Source organism: Kribbella sp. CA-253562 (assembly GCF_050942265.1).
Taxonomy (GTDB): Bacteria; Actinomycetota; Actinomycetes; order Propionibacteriales; family Kribbellaceae; genus Kribbella.
On the sequence record NZ_CP192049.1, the window covers coordinates 2,626,114 to 2,643,155 of the forward strand.

Annotated in this window: 17 protein-coding genes; 13 read left to right on the plus strand and 4 right to left on the minus strand. The window is 70.0% G+C overall.

The window, feature by feature from the left end; all coding sequences use genetic code 11:
* Window positions 1-100: 100 nt before the first annotated feature.
* Window positions 101-2,674, minus strand: a complete 2,574-nt coding sequence (gene pepN / locus ACQPXM_RS12645) for an aminopeptidase N (RefSeq protein WP_432948052.1) — start codon at window positions 2,672-2,674, stop codon at window positions 101-103.
* Between the two features lie 107 nt (window positions 2,675-2,781).
* On the opposite strand from pepN, the gene ACQPXM_RS12650 reads away from it, so the two are divergent.
* From ACQPXM_RS12650 to ACQPXM_RS12685, 8 genes are all read left to right on the plus strand, one after another.
* Entirely contained in the window at window positions 2,782-3,384 is a 603-nt protein-coding gene (locus ACQPXM_RS12650; RefSeq protein WP_432948054.1) for a mycothiol-dependent nitroreductase Rv2466c family protein, read from the plus strand.
* 112 nt (window positions 3,385-3,496) lie between these two features.
* Window positions 3,497-4,342: a hypothetical protein gene (locus ACQPXM_RS12655; protein ID WP_432948056.1), complete on the plus strand. Its 846-nt coding sequence runs from the start codon at window positions 3,497-3,499 to the stop codon at window positions 4,340-4,342.
* Window positions 4,343-4,363: 21 nt separating this feature from the next.
* Window positions 4,364-4,840, plus strand: a complete 477-nt coding sequence (locus tag ACQPXM_RS12660; RefSeq protein ID WP_432948058.1) for a ribose-5-phosphate isomerase — start codon at window positions 4,364-4,366, stop codon at window positions 4,838-4,840.
* 150 nt (window positions 4,841-4,990) lie between these two features.
* Window positions 4,991-5,890, plus strand: a complete 900-nt coding sequence (locus ACQPXM_RS12665; RefSeq protein WP_432948060.1) for an Fpg/Nei family DNA glycosylase — start codon at window positions 4,991-4,993, stop codon at window positions 5,888-5,890.
* A gap of 45 nt (window positions 5,891-5,935) precedes the next feature.
* On the plus strand, window positions 5,936-7,147 hold the full coding sequence (locus ACQPXM_RS12670; RefSeq protein ID WP_432948062.1) for a PP2C family protein-serine/threonine phosphatase: 1,212 nt from the start codon (window positions 5,936-5,938) through the stop codon (window positions 7,145-7,147).
* A gap of 203 nt (window positions 7,148-7,350) precedes the next feature.
* Entirely contained in the window at window positions 7,351-8,343 is a 993-nt protein-coding gene (locus tag ACQPXM_RS12675) for a hypothetical protein (protein WP_432948064.1), read from the plus strand.
* A 1-nt stretch (window position 8,344) separates the two neighbouring features.
* Window positions 8,345-9,076 (plus strand): class F sortase, encoded by a 732-nt coding sequence (locus ACQPXM_RS12680; protein WP_432948066.1) that lies wholly within the window; start codon window positions 8,345-8,347, stop codon window positions 9,074-9,076.
* A 26-nt stretch (window positions 9,077-9,102) separates the two neighbouring features.
* Window positions 9,103-9,534 carry a hypothetical protein gene (locus ACQPXM_RS12685; protein ID WP_432948068.1) on the plus strand — a complete coding sequence of 144 codons (432 nt, stop codon included), beginning with the start codon at window positions 9,103-9,105 and terminating at the stop codon, window positions 9,532-9,534.
* Window positions 9,535-9,615: 81 nt separating this feature from the next.
* On the opposite strand, the gene ACQPXM_RS12690 is transcribed toward ACQPXM_RS12685, so the two are convergent.
* Window positions 9,616-10,059 (minus strand): MarR family winged helix-turn-helix transcriptional regulator, encoded by a 444-nt coding sequence (locus tag ACQPXM_RS12690; RefSeq protein ID WP_432948070.1) that lies wholly within the window; start codon window positions 10,057-10,059, stop codon window positions 9,616-9,618.
* A gap of 78 nt (window positions 10,060-10,137) precedes the next feature.
* Between ACQPXM_RS12690 and ACQPXM_RS12695 the strand changes: the two genes are divergently transcribed.
* The 4 genes from ACQPXM_RS12695 to ACQPXM_RS12710 all read left to right on the plus strand — a co-directional run bounded on the left by ACQPXM_RS12695 (window position 10,138) and on the right by ACQPXM_RS12710 (window position 12,656).
* On the plus strand, window positions 10,138-10,344 hold the full coding sequence (locus ACQPXM_RS12695; protein WP_432948072.1) for a hypothetical protein: 207 nt from the start codon (window positions 10,138-10,140) through the stop codon (window positions 10,342-10,344).
* Window positions 10,345-10,380: 36 nt separating this feature from the next.
* Window positions 10,381-10,818, plus strand: a complete 438-nt coding sequence (locus ACQPXM_RS12700; RefSeq protein ID WP_432948074.1) for a nitroreductase family deazaflavin-dependent oxidoreductase — start codon at window positions 10,381-10,383, stop codon at window positions 10,816-10,818.
* 212 nt (window positions 10,819-11,030) lie between these two features.
* Window positions 11,031-11,759 (plus strand): CDP-alcohol phosphatidyltransferase family protein, encoded by a 729-nt coding sequence (locus tag ACQPXM_RS12705; protein ID WP_432948076.1) that lies wholly within the window; start codon window positions 11,031-11,033, stop codon window positions 11,757-11,759.
* A 3-nt stretch (window positions 11,760-11,762) separates the two neighbouring features.
* Window positions 11,763-12,656 carry a hypothetical protein gene (locus ACQPXM_RS12710; RefSeq protein WP_432948077.1) on the plus strand — a complete coding sequence of 298 codons (894 nt, stop codon included), beginning with the start codon at window positions 11,763-11,765 and terminating at the stop codon, window positions 12,654-12,656.
* On the opposite strand, the gene ACQPXM_RS12715 is transcribed toward ACQPXM_RS12710, so the two are convergent.
* The gene (locus ACQPXM_RS12715) at window positions 12,601-13,776 is read right to left on the minus strand and encodes an AAA family ATPase (protein ID WP_432948079.1); all 1,176 of its coding nucleotides are present in this window, start codon (window positions 13,774-13,776) and stop codon (window positions 12,601-12,603) included. The two genes, ACQPXM_RS12710 and ACQPXM_RS12715, sit on opposite strands and share 56 nt — an antisense overlap.
* A 303-nt stretch (window positions 13,777-14,079) precedes the next feature.
* On the opposite strand from ACQPXM_RS12715, the gene ACQPXM_RS12720 reads away from it, so the two are divergent.
* Window positions 14,080-15,018, plus strand: a complete 939-nt coding sequence (locus tag ACQPXM_RS12720; protein ID WP_432948081.1) for a Gfo/Idh/MocA family protein — start codon at window positions 14,080-14,082, stop codon at window positions 15,016-15,018.
* Window positions 15,019-15,094: 76 nt separating this feature from the next.
* On the opposite strand, the gene ACQPXM_RS12725 is transcribed toward ACQPXM_RS12720, so the two are convergent.
* Window positions 15,095-16,987 (minus strand): ABC transporter ATP-binding protein, encoded by a 1,893-nt coding sequence (locus tag ACQPXM_RS12725; RefSeq protein WP_432948083.1) that lies wholly within the window; start codon window positions 16,985-16,987, stop codon window positions 15,095-15,097.
* Window positions 16,988-17,042: the final 55 nt, after the last annotated feature.

Sequence of the window (17,042 nt, forward strand, 5' to 3'; positions counted from 1 at the left end):
TGGCCGTTGTGGGTTCTAGCTCGGTATGCGGAGGTAGAACCCACCAGCGCGATGGTTAACCGGCGAAATGGGGAGGGTGCGGGGAGGACGTCAGGACACGTCAGGCGGTGGCGTCGCGGCGCTGGGCGGCCAGGGCGCGGACCAGGTCGGCCCGGGCCTCGCCGACGTAGCGCAGCGTCGGTGCGTCGATCGTCTCCGCCGCCGTGTCGAGCCAACTGCTCAGGGCCTCCAGCGTGGACGGCTCCGGCAGGTTGCGCGGCGACAGGTAGACCAGGACGTTCTCACCCATCGACGAACCGAGCCGGGTGTAGACGTCCTTGGCGGCGGACAGGTACTTGCCGACGTACGGGCGCAGCAGCTCCTCCTGCCCCGGCTGCTGGAAGCCCAGGATGGTCCGGAACTGCGTCTCGTTCGGAGTGTCCTCGGACTCCACCGCGATCCGCCAGGCCTCTTCCTTCGCCTCGGCGGTCGGCCGGGCGGCCCGGGCCTGCGCGGCCCGCTCCTGCCCGGTGATGGTGGTGTCGCGGGTCAGCTCGTCGTCGATCCCGTCGGCGTCGATCCGGCCCAGCCGGGCCAGCGCGACGATCAGCGTCCAGCGCAGGTCGGTGTCGACGACCAGACCGGACGGCAGGTCCTCGCCGTTCAGCCAGCGCTGCAGCCGGTCGGCGCCGGCGTCGGAGAACACTCCGGCGATGTACGCCCGGGCGAACGCGAGCTGGTGGTCGCTCCCGGCCTCAGCCGCAGCGACCAGCTCCGCCAGCGCTGCCTCGTACTGCGCCCGCAGGCCGGCCCGGTTCTCCGGTGCGGCGTAGGAGTTGATCGCGGTGGTCGCCTGGTTCAGCAGCGACCGGACGCCGGTCAGGTCGGTCTCGGCCCGGATCCCCTTGAGCACGATCTCGACGTACTGGGAGGCGGGCATCTCGGCGTCGCGGGTCATGTCCCAGGCGGCGCCCCAGGCCAGCGCCCGCGGCAGCGACTCGGACAGCTGGTCGATCGACTCGACCAGCGTCTCCCGGGACCGCTCGTCGAGCCGGATCTTGGCGTAGGTGAGGTCGTCGTCGTTCAGCAGCACGAGATCCGGTTGCGTCGCGCCGACCAGCTCGGCCAGCTCGGTGCGCGGGCCGTCGATGTCCACCTCGAACCGCTCGGTGCGGACCAGGCCGGCGTCGGTCCGCCGGTACAGCCCGACGGCCAGCCGGTGCGGGCGCAGCACCGGGAAGTCCTCGGCGGCGGTCTGCTCGATCGCGAACGAGGTGAACGCGCCGTTGCCGTCGACCACGAAGTCGGCGCGCAGCGTGTTGACCCCGGCGGTCCGCAGCCAGCGCTCGGTCCAGTCGTCCAGGTCGCGCCCGGACGCCTTCTCCAGCGGCTTGAGCAGGTCGGTCAGCTCGGTGTTGCCGAACGCGTGGTCGGCGAAGTACTCCTTCAGCGCGGTGACGAAGGTGTCCTCACCGACGAACGCGACCAGCTGGCGCAGCGTCGAGGCGCCCTTGGCGTAGGTGATGCCGTCGAAGTTCACCTCGACCGCGTGGAAGTCGACCATGTCGGCCGCGATCGGGTGCGTCGAGGGCAGCTGGTCCTGCCGGTAGGCCCAGGTCTTGCGGGCGTTGCAGAACGTCGTCCAGGCGTCGGCGTACTTGGTCGTCGCGGTCGCCTGCGCCCAGTGGCTGGCCCACTCGGCGAACGACTCGTTCAGCCACAGGTCGTCCCACCAGCTCATCGTGACCAGGTCGCCGAACCACATGTGCGCGAGCTCGTGCAGCACGGTGTTCGCGCGGCTCTCCAGCTCGGCGTGGGTGGTCCGGCTGCGGAAGATGTACTCGTCGCGCAGCGTCACGCAGCCGGCGTTCTCCATCGCGCCCATGTTGTACTCCGGCACGAACGCCTGGTCGTACTTGCCGAACGGGTACGGCGTACCGAACGCGCGCTCGAACAGCTCGAAGCCCTGCTTGGTCACCTCGAACAGGTCGTCGGCGTCGAGGTGCTCGGCCAGCGACGGCCGGCAGAGCAGGGACAACGGGTACGTGCCGTTCGGGCCTTCGTAGACGTCGGTGACGACGTGGTACGGACCGGCCACGACCGCGGTGATGTACGTCGAGATCGGCACCGTCGGGGCGAACTCCCAGCGGGCCAGCTCCTCGCCGTTCTCCCCGGCGTACGGGGTGGGTTCGGGGGTGGCCGCGTTGGAGATGACCACCCAGCGGGCCGGGGCGGAGACGGTGAAGGTGAACGGGGCCTTGAGGTCGGGCTGCTCGAAGGTGGTGAAGACCCGGCGCGCGTCCGGCACCTCGAACTGGGTGTAGAGGTAGGTCTCCTTGTCGGCCGGGTCGACCGAGCGGTGCAGCCCTTCGCCGGTGCGCGAGTAGATGCAGTCGGCCACCACACGCAGCTCGTTGCGCTCCTGCAGCCCGTCGAGCTGGATCCGGGCGCCGTCGTACACGGTGTCCGGATCGAGGACGCGGCCGTTCAGGGTGATCTCGCGGACGCTCGCCGCGATCAGGTCGGCGAACGTGCTCGCGCCGTTCTCGGCGCCGAAGGTGAGCGTGGTGGTCGACGCGAACGTCGGCGCCCCACTCGCGGCGGTGCTCAGGTCGAGCTCGATCGCATAGCTCACGTCACGGAGCAGTCCGGCGCGGGTGCGCGCTTCGTCGCGCGTCAGGTTGGTTCCAGGCATATCGGCATCCTATGCACCTGACTGTTGACTTCGGTGCGGGTTTCCCCCCGACATCGGCGGACATGTCCCGCCCGCGGCCATTTCGTTCAAGTTTGTATTGTTGAACCATGACTGCCCCCGCCGATTTCTGGTTCGACCCGGCCTGCCCCTGGGCCTGGATGACGTCTCGCTGGATGCTCGAGGTCGAGCAGGTCCGGGACGTGACGACGACCTGGCACGTGATGAGCCTGGCCGTCCTGAACGAGGAGCGTGACGACCACGACGAGAACTGGCAGCGCAAGCTCGGCATCGTCCGCGTGCTGATCGCGGCCGAGCAGGCGCACGGCAACGAGGTGCTGCTGCCGCTCTACACCGCCCTCGGTGAACGGATCCACGTCCAGGGCCGCGGCATCCGCGGCTCCGACGGCGACGTGCTGGCCGAGGCGCTCGACGAGGTCGGCCTGCCCGCCGCGCTGCTCGAGGCCGCCGGCACCGACCGGTACGACGACGCGCTGCGCAAGTCTCACCACGCCGGCATGGACCTGGTCGGCATGGAGGTCGGTACGCCGGTGATCTCGGTCGAGGGCGTCGCGTTCTTCGGCCCGGTCGTCACCCCGGCGCCCAAGGGCGAGGCGGCCGGCAAGCTGTGGGACGGCGTCCGCCTGGTCGCCGGGACCGAGGGCTTCTTCGAGCTCAAGCGCACCCGCGACCGAGGTCCGGTCTTCGACTGATCCTGTCCGGTCCGGTGCTGTTCCGGTCCAATACGTGTTTCGGTCTGGTTGACAAGGGTTGAACGTTCCACTGCCAGGCGCGAAGGTGACTCACCAAGGACTTCCGTCGACGGTGAGTGGGTTCCCTGTGTTGCCTCTGCGTGGTGAGCTGTCCGCGGTCCTGCCGGCGAGCTCGGTGGCGGTGCCGCCCGGCGTGACGGCCGGAGTCACCGTGTTCGACCGGGACACCGGCCGGATCACCGAGCAGCTCAACCCGGACCTGCGGTTCCGGTCGGCCTCGGTGGTGAAGCTGCTGATCGCGCTCGACCTCCTGTGGGACCGCGGACCGGCGTACGAGCTGACGGCGGCGGACCGGGACCGGCTCGAGGTGATGCTGCGCAGCAGTGACGACGACGCGGCCAGCCACTACTGGGACGAGCTCGGTGCCGGCGACATCGTCGACCGGATGGTCGCGCGGCTCGGCCTGACCCACACCGCCCGCCCGCCGGCGACGCACCCGGGCTTCTGGGGGTACGTCGCGATCACGCCGGCCGACACGGTCCGCATCTACCTGTACCTGCTGGAGCATGCGCCGGCGCCGGTCCGCGAAATTGTGATGGGCCACCTGCACCAGGCGACCCGCACCGGGACCGACGGGTTCGACCAGTACTTCGGCATCGCGTCGGTGTTCGACGGCGACTTCGGCATCAAGCAGGGCTGGTCGGGGTTCGCCGGGTCGAGCGGCTTCGGCTCCGACCGGGCCAAGCCGGACGCGGCCGGGATCGACCTGACCAGCGAGGCGCTGCACACCACCGGCACGGTCGGGCCGGGGGACCGGACGATCGTGGCCGTCTACACGCTGCACCCGGCCGGAACGGCGTACGAGCAGGCGTACGCCGACGTGACCCGGCTGGTCGGGACGCTGGACATCCCGGGTGGAACCCCCGCGGCGAAGCTCCCCGGCGTCCCGGGCGACTGAGCGGGCTGCGAGACTTCGGCTATGCGAGTGCACATCGGCTCTGACCACGCCGGCTTCGAACTGAAGAACCACCTCGTGCAGCACCTGACGGCTGCCGGGCACGACGTCGTCGACCACGGCCCGGCCGTGTACGACGCGGTGGACGACTACCCGCCGTACTGCCTGCGGACGGCCGAGGCGGTGGTCCAGGACGACGGCAGCCTGGGCGTCGTGATCGGCGGCTCCGGCAACGGCGAGCAGATCGCCGCGAACAAGGTGAAGGGCGTCCGGGCCGCGCTCGCCTGGAGCACCGAGACGGCGAAGCTGGGCCGCGAGCACAACAACGCGAACGTGATCAGCGTCGGTGCCCGGATGCACAGCACCGAGGAGTCGACCGGGTTCGTGGAGACGTTCCTGGCCACCGGCTACTCCGGCGAGGACCGGCACACCCGCCGGATCGAGATGATGTCGAACTACGAGGAGACCGGCGAGTTGCCGCCGCTGCCGGAATCGTCCTGAGGCTCGATCGGTTGTTTCCGGTGGGGCTGGTCCTCGCGGGGCCGGGACACGTCCCTGGCCCGCATCGACCGGCCGACGCCGATCACCGCGGGCGTCGGAGCACTCCGGTGCTTGCCTGAACCACCTGCTGTCGTCCCCATACGAGGAATCATGCCCGAAGGTCACACCCTGCACCGCCTGGCGAACGACGTCTGGGACGCGTTCGGCGGCCGGGTCGTGCGCGCGTCCAGCCCGCAGGGCCGGTTCGTCGACGGCGCCGCGCTGCTCGACGGCCGGGTGCTGCGGCACACCGAAGCGCACGGCAAGCACTTCCTGGCCGAGTTCGAGGGCGGCGGCTGGCTGCACATCCACCTCGGCCTGATCGGCAAGGTCGACTTCGGTACGGCGCCGATCCCCGAGCCGGTCGGTCAGGTCCGGCTACGGCTGCAGAACGACGCGGCGTACGCCGACCTGCGCGGCGCGACGGTGTGCGAGGTGCTGACCGACGGCGAGCGCGAGGCGCTGATCGCCCGGCTCGGCCCGGACCCGTTGCGCGACGACGCCGATCCCGACCTGGCCTGGAAGCGGATCCAGCGCAGCAAGCTGCCGATCGGCCAGCTGCTGATGGACCAGGAAGTGCTCAGTGGGGTCGGCAACGTCTACCGCGCCGAGGTGCTGTTCCGCGCCAAGCTGCACCCGATGACGCCCGGCCACCTGGTGAAGCGGCGTGAGTGGCAGGGCATGTGGAGCGACCTGCTCGAGCTGATGAAGTACGGCGTGGAGACCGGCCGGATCGACACCGTCGCCGACGATCACACCCCGGAGGCGATGGGCCGCGATCCGCGCCAGGACGACCACGGCGGAGAGGTCTACGTGTACCGACGTCACGGTCAGCACTGTCACGTGTGCGACTCGGTGATCCGGACCGAGATCCTGGCCGGGCGCAACCTGTTCTGGTGCCCGAAATGCCAGCGCACCGGACTGACCCGCAAGCCGCCGGTCCCGCCCGTCAAGTCCGCTCGGCCGGCCCGGCGACAGGCGGCGAAGAAGCCGTCGGTCAAGAAGTTGTGACGATCTGATGCGCGGACTCCTCGGTGCCGTTATCTTCTTCTCACCATGAGCGGTGGCAGCGGTTTCGCTGGCGTGCGACGGGCCGGCCTGCGGGCGGCTCGGTCGCTGGTGCGGCGCGCGCGAAAATCACAGACGCTGACGCTGATCGCGCTGATCGCGGTCACGGCCGCGATCACCGCGCTGTCGCTGGCGCTGCCGTCGTTGATCCCCACCGCGGCGCTGACCATTCCGTTGCTGCTGGGCGGCATGCTGCTGCGGTTCAGGCCCTTGGTGGTGCTGACCTTCATCGCGTTGGTGCTCGGCTCGTTCGTGATGTCCGCGCGCGCGGACGGACTGCCGAAGATCGGCTTCGTGGTGACGCTCGGCGTGGTCGGCTGGATCGTGCTGACCGGTGCGAAGGTGCGCAGCCGGCTCGGCGTCCAGGGCAGCCGCGGCGAGTCGATGCTGATCGAACTGCGCGACATCCTGACCGCCCAGGGCGAGTTGCCGCGACTGCCGTCGGGCTGGCTGGCCGAGGCGTCGATCCGGTCGGCCGGCGGCCAGTCGTTCTCGGGTGACTTCGTGGTCGCGGCGACCCGCGGCGAGGACCAGCTCGAGGTGGCGCTGGTCGATGTGTCCGGCAAGGGAATCGATGCCGGGACCCGCGCCCTGCTGCTGTCCGGGGCCTTTGGCGGGCTGCTCGGCGTCGTACCGGTCGAGGAGTTCCTGCCGGCCGCCAACCACTACCTGCGCCGGCAGGACTGGGACGACGACTTCGCGACCGTCGTGCACGTGGCGGTCGACCTGCGCACCGGCGACTTCGAGGTCCGGACCGCGGGACATCCGCCGGCCATCCAGTTCGACGCCTGGTCGGGGCGCTGGGCGACCCGTGACTCCGACGGCCCGCTGCTCGGCCTGGTCGAGAAGCCGGAGTTCGCCGTGAACAAGGGCCAGCTCAAGCTCGGCGACGCGCTGTTCCTCTACAGCGACGGCATGGTGGAGACGCCGCGCCGCGACATCGGCCTGGGCACCGACCGGCTGGCGGGACACGCCGAGCGCCTGGTCTCGCACGGTTTCAGGGGCGCGGCGGAGGAACTGGTGGTCGAGATCGGCGGGCCCGGTGACGACTCCGCGATCGTGGTGATCCACCGCCAGACCCATCCCTCGGAGCTGCCCGGCACGTACGCGCCCGCCCGCGCGGCGCAGTCGAGCACGACCCGGCGCAGCCCTCACGCCGTACTGCGGCAGGCGCTGGCCGGCAGGTCGCGACCGGTCTGAATCCCGGTCGGAGTCCGGCTTCCAGACCGGCCCGACAGGCTGCCCGGTGGCTGCTGAAGGTTGCCGTGCGCATCCATTTGTGACCGGCAGTCATTGACTCGGGCGCCGAAAGCGTCATACTGCAAAGACCTGCGAGTGCCGATGCTTGTGTTCGGCAACCATCTCGCGCCGGGGGACCACTTCTGCTGGGGACGGGACGACCAATGGTTTCAACTGGGGTTCGTGCGCGGACCGCGAGCGCTGTCGCGGCGGCCGGAGCACTGTCACTGCTGCTGGGGGCAGCCGCGCTGGTCGCGGCTCCTTCCGCATCGGCCGGCCAGGCGGGCGGTGCCGTGGCCCAGGCCGATCCGCCGGGCAACAACGGCACGATCAAGATCGAGGGCGTCGACATCCAGAGCGGCCCGCCGGACAACAATCCGCACCAGGGCTGCTCGTTCACCGTCGAGTTCTACAACTACGACGAGGGCGCGAACCTGCAGGCCGAGGTCGGGTTCGCCGACCAGGCGCCGACCAGTGACGGTGGTCTGCAGGTGGTCTCGGGTGACCAGTCGCTGTTCATCGGCGAGGATCCGGCCGGCGGCGGCAACGACCTGGACGCCAAGGAGACCTACACGCTGAAGTTCACCGGGCAGCCGCATCCGCAGCAGGGCTACCACGTGAAGATCACCGTGCACGCCGACGGGTCGCAGGGCAACGACACCAAGCACAAGGTGTTCTGGGTCGAGGGCTGCGGCACTCCGCCCACGACCCCGCCGACGACACCGCCGACGACCCCGCCGACGACCCCGCCCACCACTCCGCCGACGACTCCTCCGACGACGCCGCCCACGACGCCGCCGACGACCCCGCCGACCACTCCGCCGACGACGCCGCCGAGCACGCCGCCGACGGACGAGCCGAGTACGCCGCCGACGCTCCCGCCGGGGACGCCGACGACCGACACCCCGAGCGTGCCGCCGAGCGACGAGCCGAGCGGCCCGGCGCCGAGCACCAGTACGCCGGCCGACGACACGACGACGGACGCGCCGAGCCCCGGCGTACCGACTGAGATCGACGCCGGTCTGTCCGGTGGCTCCTCGGACGGCGGGAACGGACCGTTCGGCCTCCTCGGTGGCCTGCTGATCGCAGCCGGTGGTGTGATGCTGGCCGGCGGAACCGCGGTGGCACTGCGCCGACGTGGGAAGCACAGCCTCTGACGTGAGCACCGGCAGGCGCCGCGGCCGGCCCGCCCCTCTTCGGAGGGGTGGGCTGGTCGCGGTTGCCGGTCTGCTGATCTTCGGCGCGGGCGCCTACGTCCTGTTCGGCCCGAACCGCGCCGACGCCGGCCGAGCGACCACTGCTGACCGAAGTGGTGGGATCTGCGTTCCGGTTTCGGACGACGCGACCTGCGCGGGGGCGGCTCCGCGTCCCGAGGCGGACGTCAGTACCCGTCCGGTCGCTCCCGGCACTAACGCGAAGCCGTCGTCTCAGCGGCCCAAGGTGGTGCCGGCACGGCCCGGCCGGCCCAGCCGGATCTCGGTCGACCAGCTCGGGATCACGGCTCCCGTCGTACCGATCTCGGCGGACGGGGGAGAGCTCACACCGCCGTCCAACCCGTCGACGGTCGGCTGGTGGTCGCAAGGCGCACAACCCGGAGCGGAACGCGGGTCGGCGGTGATCACCGGGCACACCGTGCACGACGGCGGTGGTGCGTTCGACGATCTGGAGCAGGTGCTGCCCGGGTCGGTTGTCACCGTGACCACCTCACGCGGCGCGCTGCGCTACCAGGTCACCAGCGTCACGACGTACCGGAAACGGACGCTGGCGGCGGCCGCGGGCAAGCTGTTCGACCAGGGCGTCGCAGGCCGGCTGGTGCTGGTGACCTGTGAGGACTGGAACGGCGAGGTGTACCTCAGCAACGTGGTCGTGGTGGCCCGGCGGATCGCGTAACCTGCACCCTCGTGGCGGTCGATGGGATGAGCGCGGACCGGAGCGCGCCGGACGTGTCGTTCGAAGAGCTGGTGGCGTCGATGCCGGAGTCGGTGCGTGAGGTGTTTCCGCCGGCGCGCTGGAAGCTCGGCAAGCTGTGGGCGCTGGACCTGCGCACCGAGCCGGTCGAGGTGGCCGACCTGGTCTGGATCTTCGACCTGCCGCTGTGGCAGCTGAACGGCGAGCGGTTCAAGGTGACGCCGCACCAGGTCGCCGAGACGCCGATGAACTTCCGCGACCACTACCAGCGGGTGATGGACGCCGACCTCGACTTCCCGATCCACCTGGTCGCCTACCGCGGCCGGCTGGTCGTGCTGGACGGCGTGCACCGGTTGCTGAAGGCCCATTTCCTGCGCCGCCGGTGGATCGAGGGCAAGATCGCGACCGCGGCGCAGCTGCAGGAGTGTGCCGGGCCCTGAGCGGCGGCCGTCCGGCGTCGGGCACCTGAGCGGCAGCCGTCCGGCGTCGTCGGCGGGCGCGGGCGGTTCGCCGTACGGCGGTCAGGTGGTCGCGGCGGCGATGACCCGGGTGAGGTTCTTGTGCAGGGCCTCGAGCTCCCCGAGGCTCATGCCCAGGCGGTCGATGATCGCCGGCGGGATCTTGAGCGCCTCGGTGCGCAGCTCGCGACCGGTCGCGGTGAGCTCGACGGCCAGTGAGCGCTCGTCGCGCGGGTCGCGGGCGCGGGTCAGATAACCGGCCGCCTCCAGCCGCTTGAGCAGCGGCGACAGTGTGCCGGGATCGAGCTGCAGCAGACTGCTCAACTGCTTCACCGACAGCGGCGACTCCTCCCAGAGCGCGAGCATCACCAGGTACTGCGGGTGGGTGAGGCCCATCGGCTCCAGCAGCGGTCGGTACAGCGCGATCACGCTGCGGGACGCGACCGCCAGCGCGAAACAGACCTGACGGTCCAGCGCGAGCAAGTCGGTCTCTTTGGTCTGCGACAAGGTTGTCCTCCTTCGAACATCGTCTACACTAACACTTGGCACACAAACTATTGCCACGCCAACTGTCTGGAGCCCCTGATGAGCAGCAAGAACGAAGGGCTGAGCCTCTTCTACCGGATCCGCTGGCGGCTGACCTGGTTGCTGCTGCACGTCGCCGGACCGGCGACCCTGCCGGACGCCCAGGACCCGCGCCGGCGGATGGAGCGCCAGCGGGCCGCCAAGGTGGCCGCGGCGCGGCGGGCCCGGGAGCAGCGCGCGGCCGAGGGCGACGTCAACGCCCGGTGAACGATTGGTCACCAGTGGCTGGCTAGCATGGGTGATATGTCATCCCAGAGTGAATACGCCCCCAGTCCGAGCGACTGGGTCCGCGAGGCCGTCGACAAGATCGAGGCCACCGGAACCACCGAGTCGGCGGGTTTCAACGGTATGGGCGTCGTGCTCATGACCATGATCGGCAACAAGACCGGCAAGCTCCGCAAGGTCCCGGTGATGCGGGTCGAGCACGACGGCGTCTACGCGGTTGTCGCCTCGCTCGGCGGCGCCCCGAAGAACCCGGTCTGGTACTACAACCTCAAGGCCGACCCGAACGTGACGCTGCAGGACGGCACCGAGACCAAGCAGTTCGTCGCCCGCGAGATCGAGGGCGAGGAGTACGACCTGTGGTGGCAGCGCTCGGTCGCGGCGTACCCGGACTACGCGGAGTACCAGAAGAAGACCACCCGGAAGATCCCGCAGTTCGTGCTGGAGCCGAAGGCCTGATCCCGCCCGGCCGAGTCGCAGTCGCCCGGAGCCGCCGGCGGCCTTCGTAGGCCGCCGGTGAGCCGGGCCTCCCGGTAAAGTCCGTGCTCAGATCCGCCGCCGAAGCCCATCCGGTGTCCGATCCGGCTCGGACTTTGTGAGACGCTGAAGCAGATTGTCCGACGCGTGGCGTCGACCGAGTTCTGGGAGTTCTGCTGACCACACACGACGCGGTGCGCGAACCTTTCGTCGGCTCGACGCGGCTGCGGCTGGCCGGTCTGGCACTGCACGCCTACACCGCGAGCGGCACCGTGCTCGCACTGCTGATCGTGATCGCCGCCATCGACGGCGACGCCGTCCGGGCGCTCTGGCTCGGTCTGGCCGCGTTGGTGATCGACGGCACCGACGGGATGCTGGCCCGCCGGCTGCGGGTCAAGGAGACGATCCCGTGGTTCGACGGCGCGATGCTGGACAACATCGTCGACTACCTGACCTACGCCTTCGCCCCGATCGTGCTGCTGTGGACCGGCGGGTACCTGCCGTCCGGCAGTTGGGGCGCGGTGCTGGCGGCGTTGCCGTTGCTCGCGTCGAGCTACCAGTTCTGCCGCGTCGACGCGAAAACCGACGACCACTTCTTCCTCGGCTTCCCCAGCTACTGGAACGTGGTCGCCTTCTACGTGGTGATCCTCGGCCTCAGCCCGGCCGTGACCGGCGTGATCCTGGTGACCTGCTCGATCCTGGTCTTCGTCCCGGTGAAGTACGTCTACCCGTCCCGGACCAAGGTCTTCCGGTCGATGAACCTGCTGACCACCGCGATCTGGCTCGGCTCGTACGCCGTACTGCTGACGCAGATGCCCGACCCGCACCCGCTGGTGGTCGCGATCTCGCTGGCCTACCTGGTGTACTACGGCGGCCTGAGCCTCTACCTCACGTTCTGGGCGCCTCGACGCAGGGCAGTCTGAGTCGTGCTGCTCGGTCTGGGCGCCGCACTCGGGGCAGCCGTCCTGTTCGGCGTCGCGGCGATCCTGCAGGCCGTCGGGTCTCGCAAGGTGCCGACCGGGTCGGAGCTTGATCCGCGCCGGCTGGCGTCGTTCGTGGTCGCGTTGCTCAAGCAGCCGGCGTTCCTGGCCGCGCTCGTGCTGAACCTCGCCGGCTTCGGGCTGCACTTCGTGGCCCTGCGGCTGTTGCCGCTGTACCTCGCGCAGGCAGGGATCGCGGCCAGCCTGGTCGTCACGGCGTTGCTCGCGACCCGTTTGATGAGCGATCAGCTGTCGGTGGTCGAGTGGTCCGCGGTCGTCGCGGTGTGCGTCGGGCTCGGCGCGCTCGCTGTGTCCGCCGGGCACGCCGGGGACAGCGCACGGCACCACGGCCTGACCGTCGGGATCGTCGCCGGGCTGATCGTGATCGCCGTGCTCGGCGGAATCGCCAGCCGGTCGCAGCATGCCAGTGCGACCGCGCTGCTGGGCCTGCTCGCCGGTCTCGGGTACGCCGGGGTCGCGATCTCGGCGCGGTTGCTGGAGGACGGCTCGCTCGGGGACCTGCTGAGCGGCGTCACGACGTACACGCTGCCGCTGAGCGGTGGGCTCGCTTTTGTGCTGTACTCGCTCGCTCTGCAACGAGGTTCGGTGACGCTGGCGACGACGCCGATGATCGCGCTGCAGACCATCACGCCGGCGGCGGTCGGTGTTTTCGTGCTCGGCGATGCGGTCCGCTCCGGGTGGTCCGCCGGTGCGGTCGGCGGGTTCGTGCTGACCGCGATCGGTGCTCTGGTGCTGGTCCGGTTCGAGTCGGTGAAGGACCCGGTCAGCGAGACGGCCACTTCCACGGAGGTTCGTCCAGCGGGCCCTGACCGGCGATAGCGGTCTGGCCGAATTCCTTCACCAGCTCGATCGTGCGCAGGTCCTGGCCGGACTCGTCGGCACCGGCCTGCAACGCGGCGAGGAACGGGCGCGAGTGCGTCACGAGGATCACCTGGGTCTCCTTCGCCGCGGTGACGACGAGATCGGCCAAGGCCGGCAGGAGATCGGGGTGCAGGCTGGTCTCGGGCTCGTTGAGGACGAGCAGCTCGGGTGGTCGTGGGGTGAGTAGTGCGGCGACCCAGAGGAGGTAGCGCAGCGTGCCATCGGACAGCTCCGCGGCGGACAGTGGGCGGAGCAGCCCGTGCTGACGGAACACGATCTCGAACCGCCCTGACCGGTTCCCGACCGCGACCGTGCTGCCCGGGAACGCCTGCTCGATCGCCTGGTTGAGCGCGTCGCGGTTGCCGATCACGTTGATCGTCTCCAGCGCCGCCGCCAGATCGGCGCCCTCGGCATCGAGCACCGGCGTCCGCGTCCCGATCCGCGCCTGCCGCGCGGGGGCGTCGGCGTCGGTCCGCAGGTGGTCGTAGAACCGCCAGCCCCGGATCCGCTCCCGTACCGCCATCAGCTCCGGCGCCCGGTGCGGATCCGCGTACTCGCTCAGCATGCTGTCGAACGACTGCAGCTGATGCCCGCCGTCGGTCCACCCGCCGTCATCGGCCCGGATCCGGACCGCGCTGTTCTTGCGGTCCACCAGCAACGACGCCGGCCGGAAGAACGGCCCGGCCCACAAGGCCTCCCGCTTGATCTCCGGATCCTGCCCGAACGGCCCGCCCATCGTCGGCAGCCCGAAGTCCACCGCATAGCCGTAGTCCTTCGACGCGAACCCCATCCGGAGACTGACCGGTCCGGTCGCCACCGTGCCCTGCACCGGGTACTCCCCGCGCCGCACCGCTTTTCCCAGCTGATCCGGCCCGGCCCACAAGGTGCTCTGCAGCCCACCCTCCCGGGCGAGGGCAGCCACCGCGCCGTTGCGCGAGGTATCCGCCAGCAACCGCAAAGCCCGGTACAAGCTGGACTTCCCGCTCCCGTTCGCCCCCGTCACCACGGTCACCCGCCCCAACGGCACCACCACCCGCCGCAACGACCGATAACTCTCCACCGCCACCGTGGTCAACATCCCGCCACGCTACAAACCCCCACCGACAAGCCCATCGCCCGCTGTCGCTTCGAGCTTGTTCGGCGCGGGACCTTCGAGAGTCCCGACCGCCACCACCGATCAAGCAACTCGCCGGTGGCGGCCGGGAGCGTGGGTGGGCGGTGCTGCGGGGGATTGGCCGAGGTTGGTCGGTGGTGGGCGTCGGCGTAGGCCGGCCAGGTCACGTCGCTGCGGGCGAGGCGCGACCCAGGTGACATCGCTGCGGGCGAAGCACGACCCAAGTTCTGCTCGCCAACGGCTCGTCCGGCCCGCAGACTCGGTCGGGTGACCACTTCACCAATACGTCTCGGCATCATCGGCCTCGGCGCGATGGGGGCGAGGATGCTCCACGACGCCACGCGCCACCCCGCGTACGAGGTGATCGCCGCCGCGGATCTCGACGCGTCCGCTGTCAGTCGGTACGCCGCGGACCACCCGTCGGTCCGCTTCACCACCGATCCCGCCGAGGTGATCGCTGCCGAGGTCGATGCCGTCTACATCGCCACTCCGCCCGCGAGCCACTCCGAGCTCACCGAGGCGGCCTTCGGTGTCGGGCACTCGGTCTTCTGCGAGAAGCCGCTGGCCGTCAGCCTGGCCGACGGGCGACGGATGGTCGAAGCGGCCGCCGCCTCGGGTGCCGCCGCGGGAGTCAACTTCGCCCTGTCCGACCGGCACGCGACCGTTCATCTCGAAGAGGTTCTGGGCGAGATCGGCGACGTGAGGGCCGTGGAGATCCGGTTGGCGTTTCCGCAGTGGCCGCGGGCGTTCCAGGCCGAGGCGACCTGGTTGGGGGAGCGGGCTCAAGGCGGGTTCATTCGGGAGGTGTTCTCGCACTTCGCGTATCTGACCGACCGGCTGGTGGGGCCGCTGACGCCGGAGCATCTGGTGCTCGACCATCGCGGCCCGGGCAGCGAGGTCGCGGCGTTCGGATTGTTGCGGGCGGGAGACGTGCCGGTGCACGTGAGCGGAGTCGTGGCGGGGCCGCCGACGTACGAGTGGATGGTGCGGGGGTCGGAGCGGTCCTATCTGCTGCGGGACTGGCAGCAGCTGTTTGTTGCTGAAGGCAAGGACTGGCGACCGGTGCCGCTAACGGGAGAGCGCGGGGACGAGTCGACGCGGTTGTCGCTGTTCGCCGAGGCGGTGCGCGGGCGTCATCCGGACAACCTGGCCGACTTCGCCACGGCGTACCGGGTGCAGGAAGTCGTCGAGGCCTGGCACGCCTGAACTCGGTACGGCACGTGAGATGAAGCGGGGCCCCTTCCACCCAAGGTGAAAGGGGCCCCGCAACGACCGTCTCCCGTCAGGCCAAGGAGTCTTCCCAGGCCTGGTGGAGGCCCGCGTAGTGGCCTCCGTCGGTGATCAGGACGTCGGGAGTGCCGTCCTCGATGATGCGGCCGTGTTCGAGCACGATGACTCGGTCAGCGGTCTCGACCGTGGACAGCCGGTGGGCGATCACGATCGCGGTCCGGTCGGCGAGGATCGTGCGCAGCGCGCGCTGGATCAGCCGTTCGCTGGGGATGTCGAGGCTGGAGGTCGCCTCGTCCAGGATCAGCACCGCCGGGTCGGCCAGGAACGCCCGGGCGAAAGCGACCAGTTGACGCTGACCGGCCGACAACCGGCTGCCGCGCTTCTCGACGGCGGTCTCGTAGCCGTCGGGCAGCCGGACGATGAAGTCGTGCGCGCCGATCACCTTGGCCGCCTCGACGATCTCGTCCATCGTCGCGTCCGGTTTGCCGAACCGGATGTTGTCGGCGACCGTGCCGGTGAACAGGAAGTTCTCCTGCGTCACCATCACCACCCGCTCGCGCAGGTCGTCCTCGGTGAGCTTGCGCAGATCGATCCCGTCCAGCACGACCTGACCACCGGTCGGGTCGTAGAACCGGGCGACCAGCTTCGCGATCGTCGTCTTGCCCGCGCCCGTCGTACCGACCAGGGCCAGCGTCTGCCCGGCCGGGACGTCCAGGTCGAGCCCGGGCAGCACCGCCACCCCGTCGACGTAGTTGAACTTCACGTTCCGCAGCTCCAGATGACCCCGCGCGTGCCGGGCCGGTTTGGCCGGCTCCTTCGGCTCGGGGACGTCGGGAGTCTCGTTGAGTACGCCGGACAGCTTCTCCAGCGCCGCGCTCGCGGACAGGAACGTGTTGTAGAACTGCGAGATGTCCTGCAGCGGCTCGAAGAACTGCCGCAGGTAGAGCAGGAACGCGGTCAGGACGCCGACGGTGACGTGCCCGTGGTAGGCCTGCCAGCCGCCGTAGGCCAGGATCGCCACGATCGTGATGTTGCCGACGCCCTTGATCGACGGCATGAAGATCGCGTTGATCCGGAACGACTCCAGGTTCGCCTCCCGGTAGCGGTCGTTCACCCCGTGGAAGATCTGCTCGTTGCGCGGCTCGCGGCGGAACGCCTGGACCGCGCGGATCCCGGTCATCGACTCGACGAAGTGCACGATCACCAGCGCGACGGCTTCCCGGCTGCGCCGGTAGACCAGCTGCGAACGACGCCGGAACCAGGTGGTCAGGAAGAACAGCACCGGGAACGACAGCAGCGCGAGCAGCCCGAGCTTCAGGTCCAGCGTGAGCAGCAGCACCGCCGTACCGACCAGGGTCAGCAGTGCCGTCACCAGACCGTCGAACCCGGTCTCGAGCATTTCGTCGATGACGTCCACGTCGGAGGTCAGCCGGGAGATCACGCGGCCGGACGTGTACCGGTCGTGGAACGACGGGCTGAGCCGCTGGAAGTGGTCGAACACCCGCCGGCGCAGCCCGAGCAGGATGGTCTGGCCGAGCCGACCGGACCGCATCAGGAACAGTTGCCGGGCGAACGCCTGGATCAGCGCCGACGCGAGCACCGCGACGACCACGGTGATCAGCGTCTGGTTGCCCTCGCCGGCCAGGATCGGCGGGATGCCCTTGTCGATGCCGAGGTGCACCAGGTACGGCACCGCAAGCCGGGCCGCGTTCTCCACCACGACGATCGCGACCAGCAGCCAGATCATTTTCTTGTACGGGCGGAGCAGCTCGCCGAGCAGCTTGCGGGACTGCTCCTTGAGCCGCACGGTGGTGGCCTTGGACAACTCGTTGTCGGACTCCTCCGCGTACCCGCGCCAGGACTCCTCCCGGTCGATCACCTGCGCGTCGTGCCGGGACCCTGGTTCGTCGTCCGAGGGAGGCGGAGGTGTCTGCTGACCGGTCATGAGGCCTCCCGGCCTGGACTGAGGAGTGGAGGGAGCGAAGCGACTGGAGCGACGA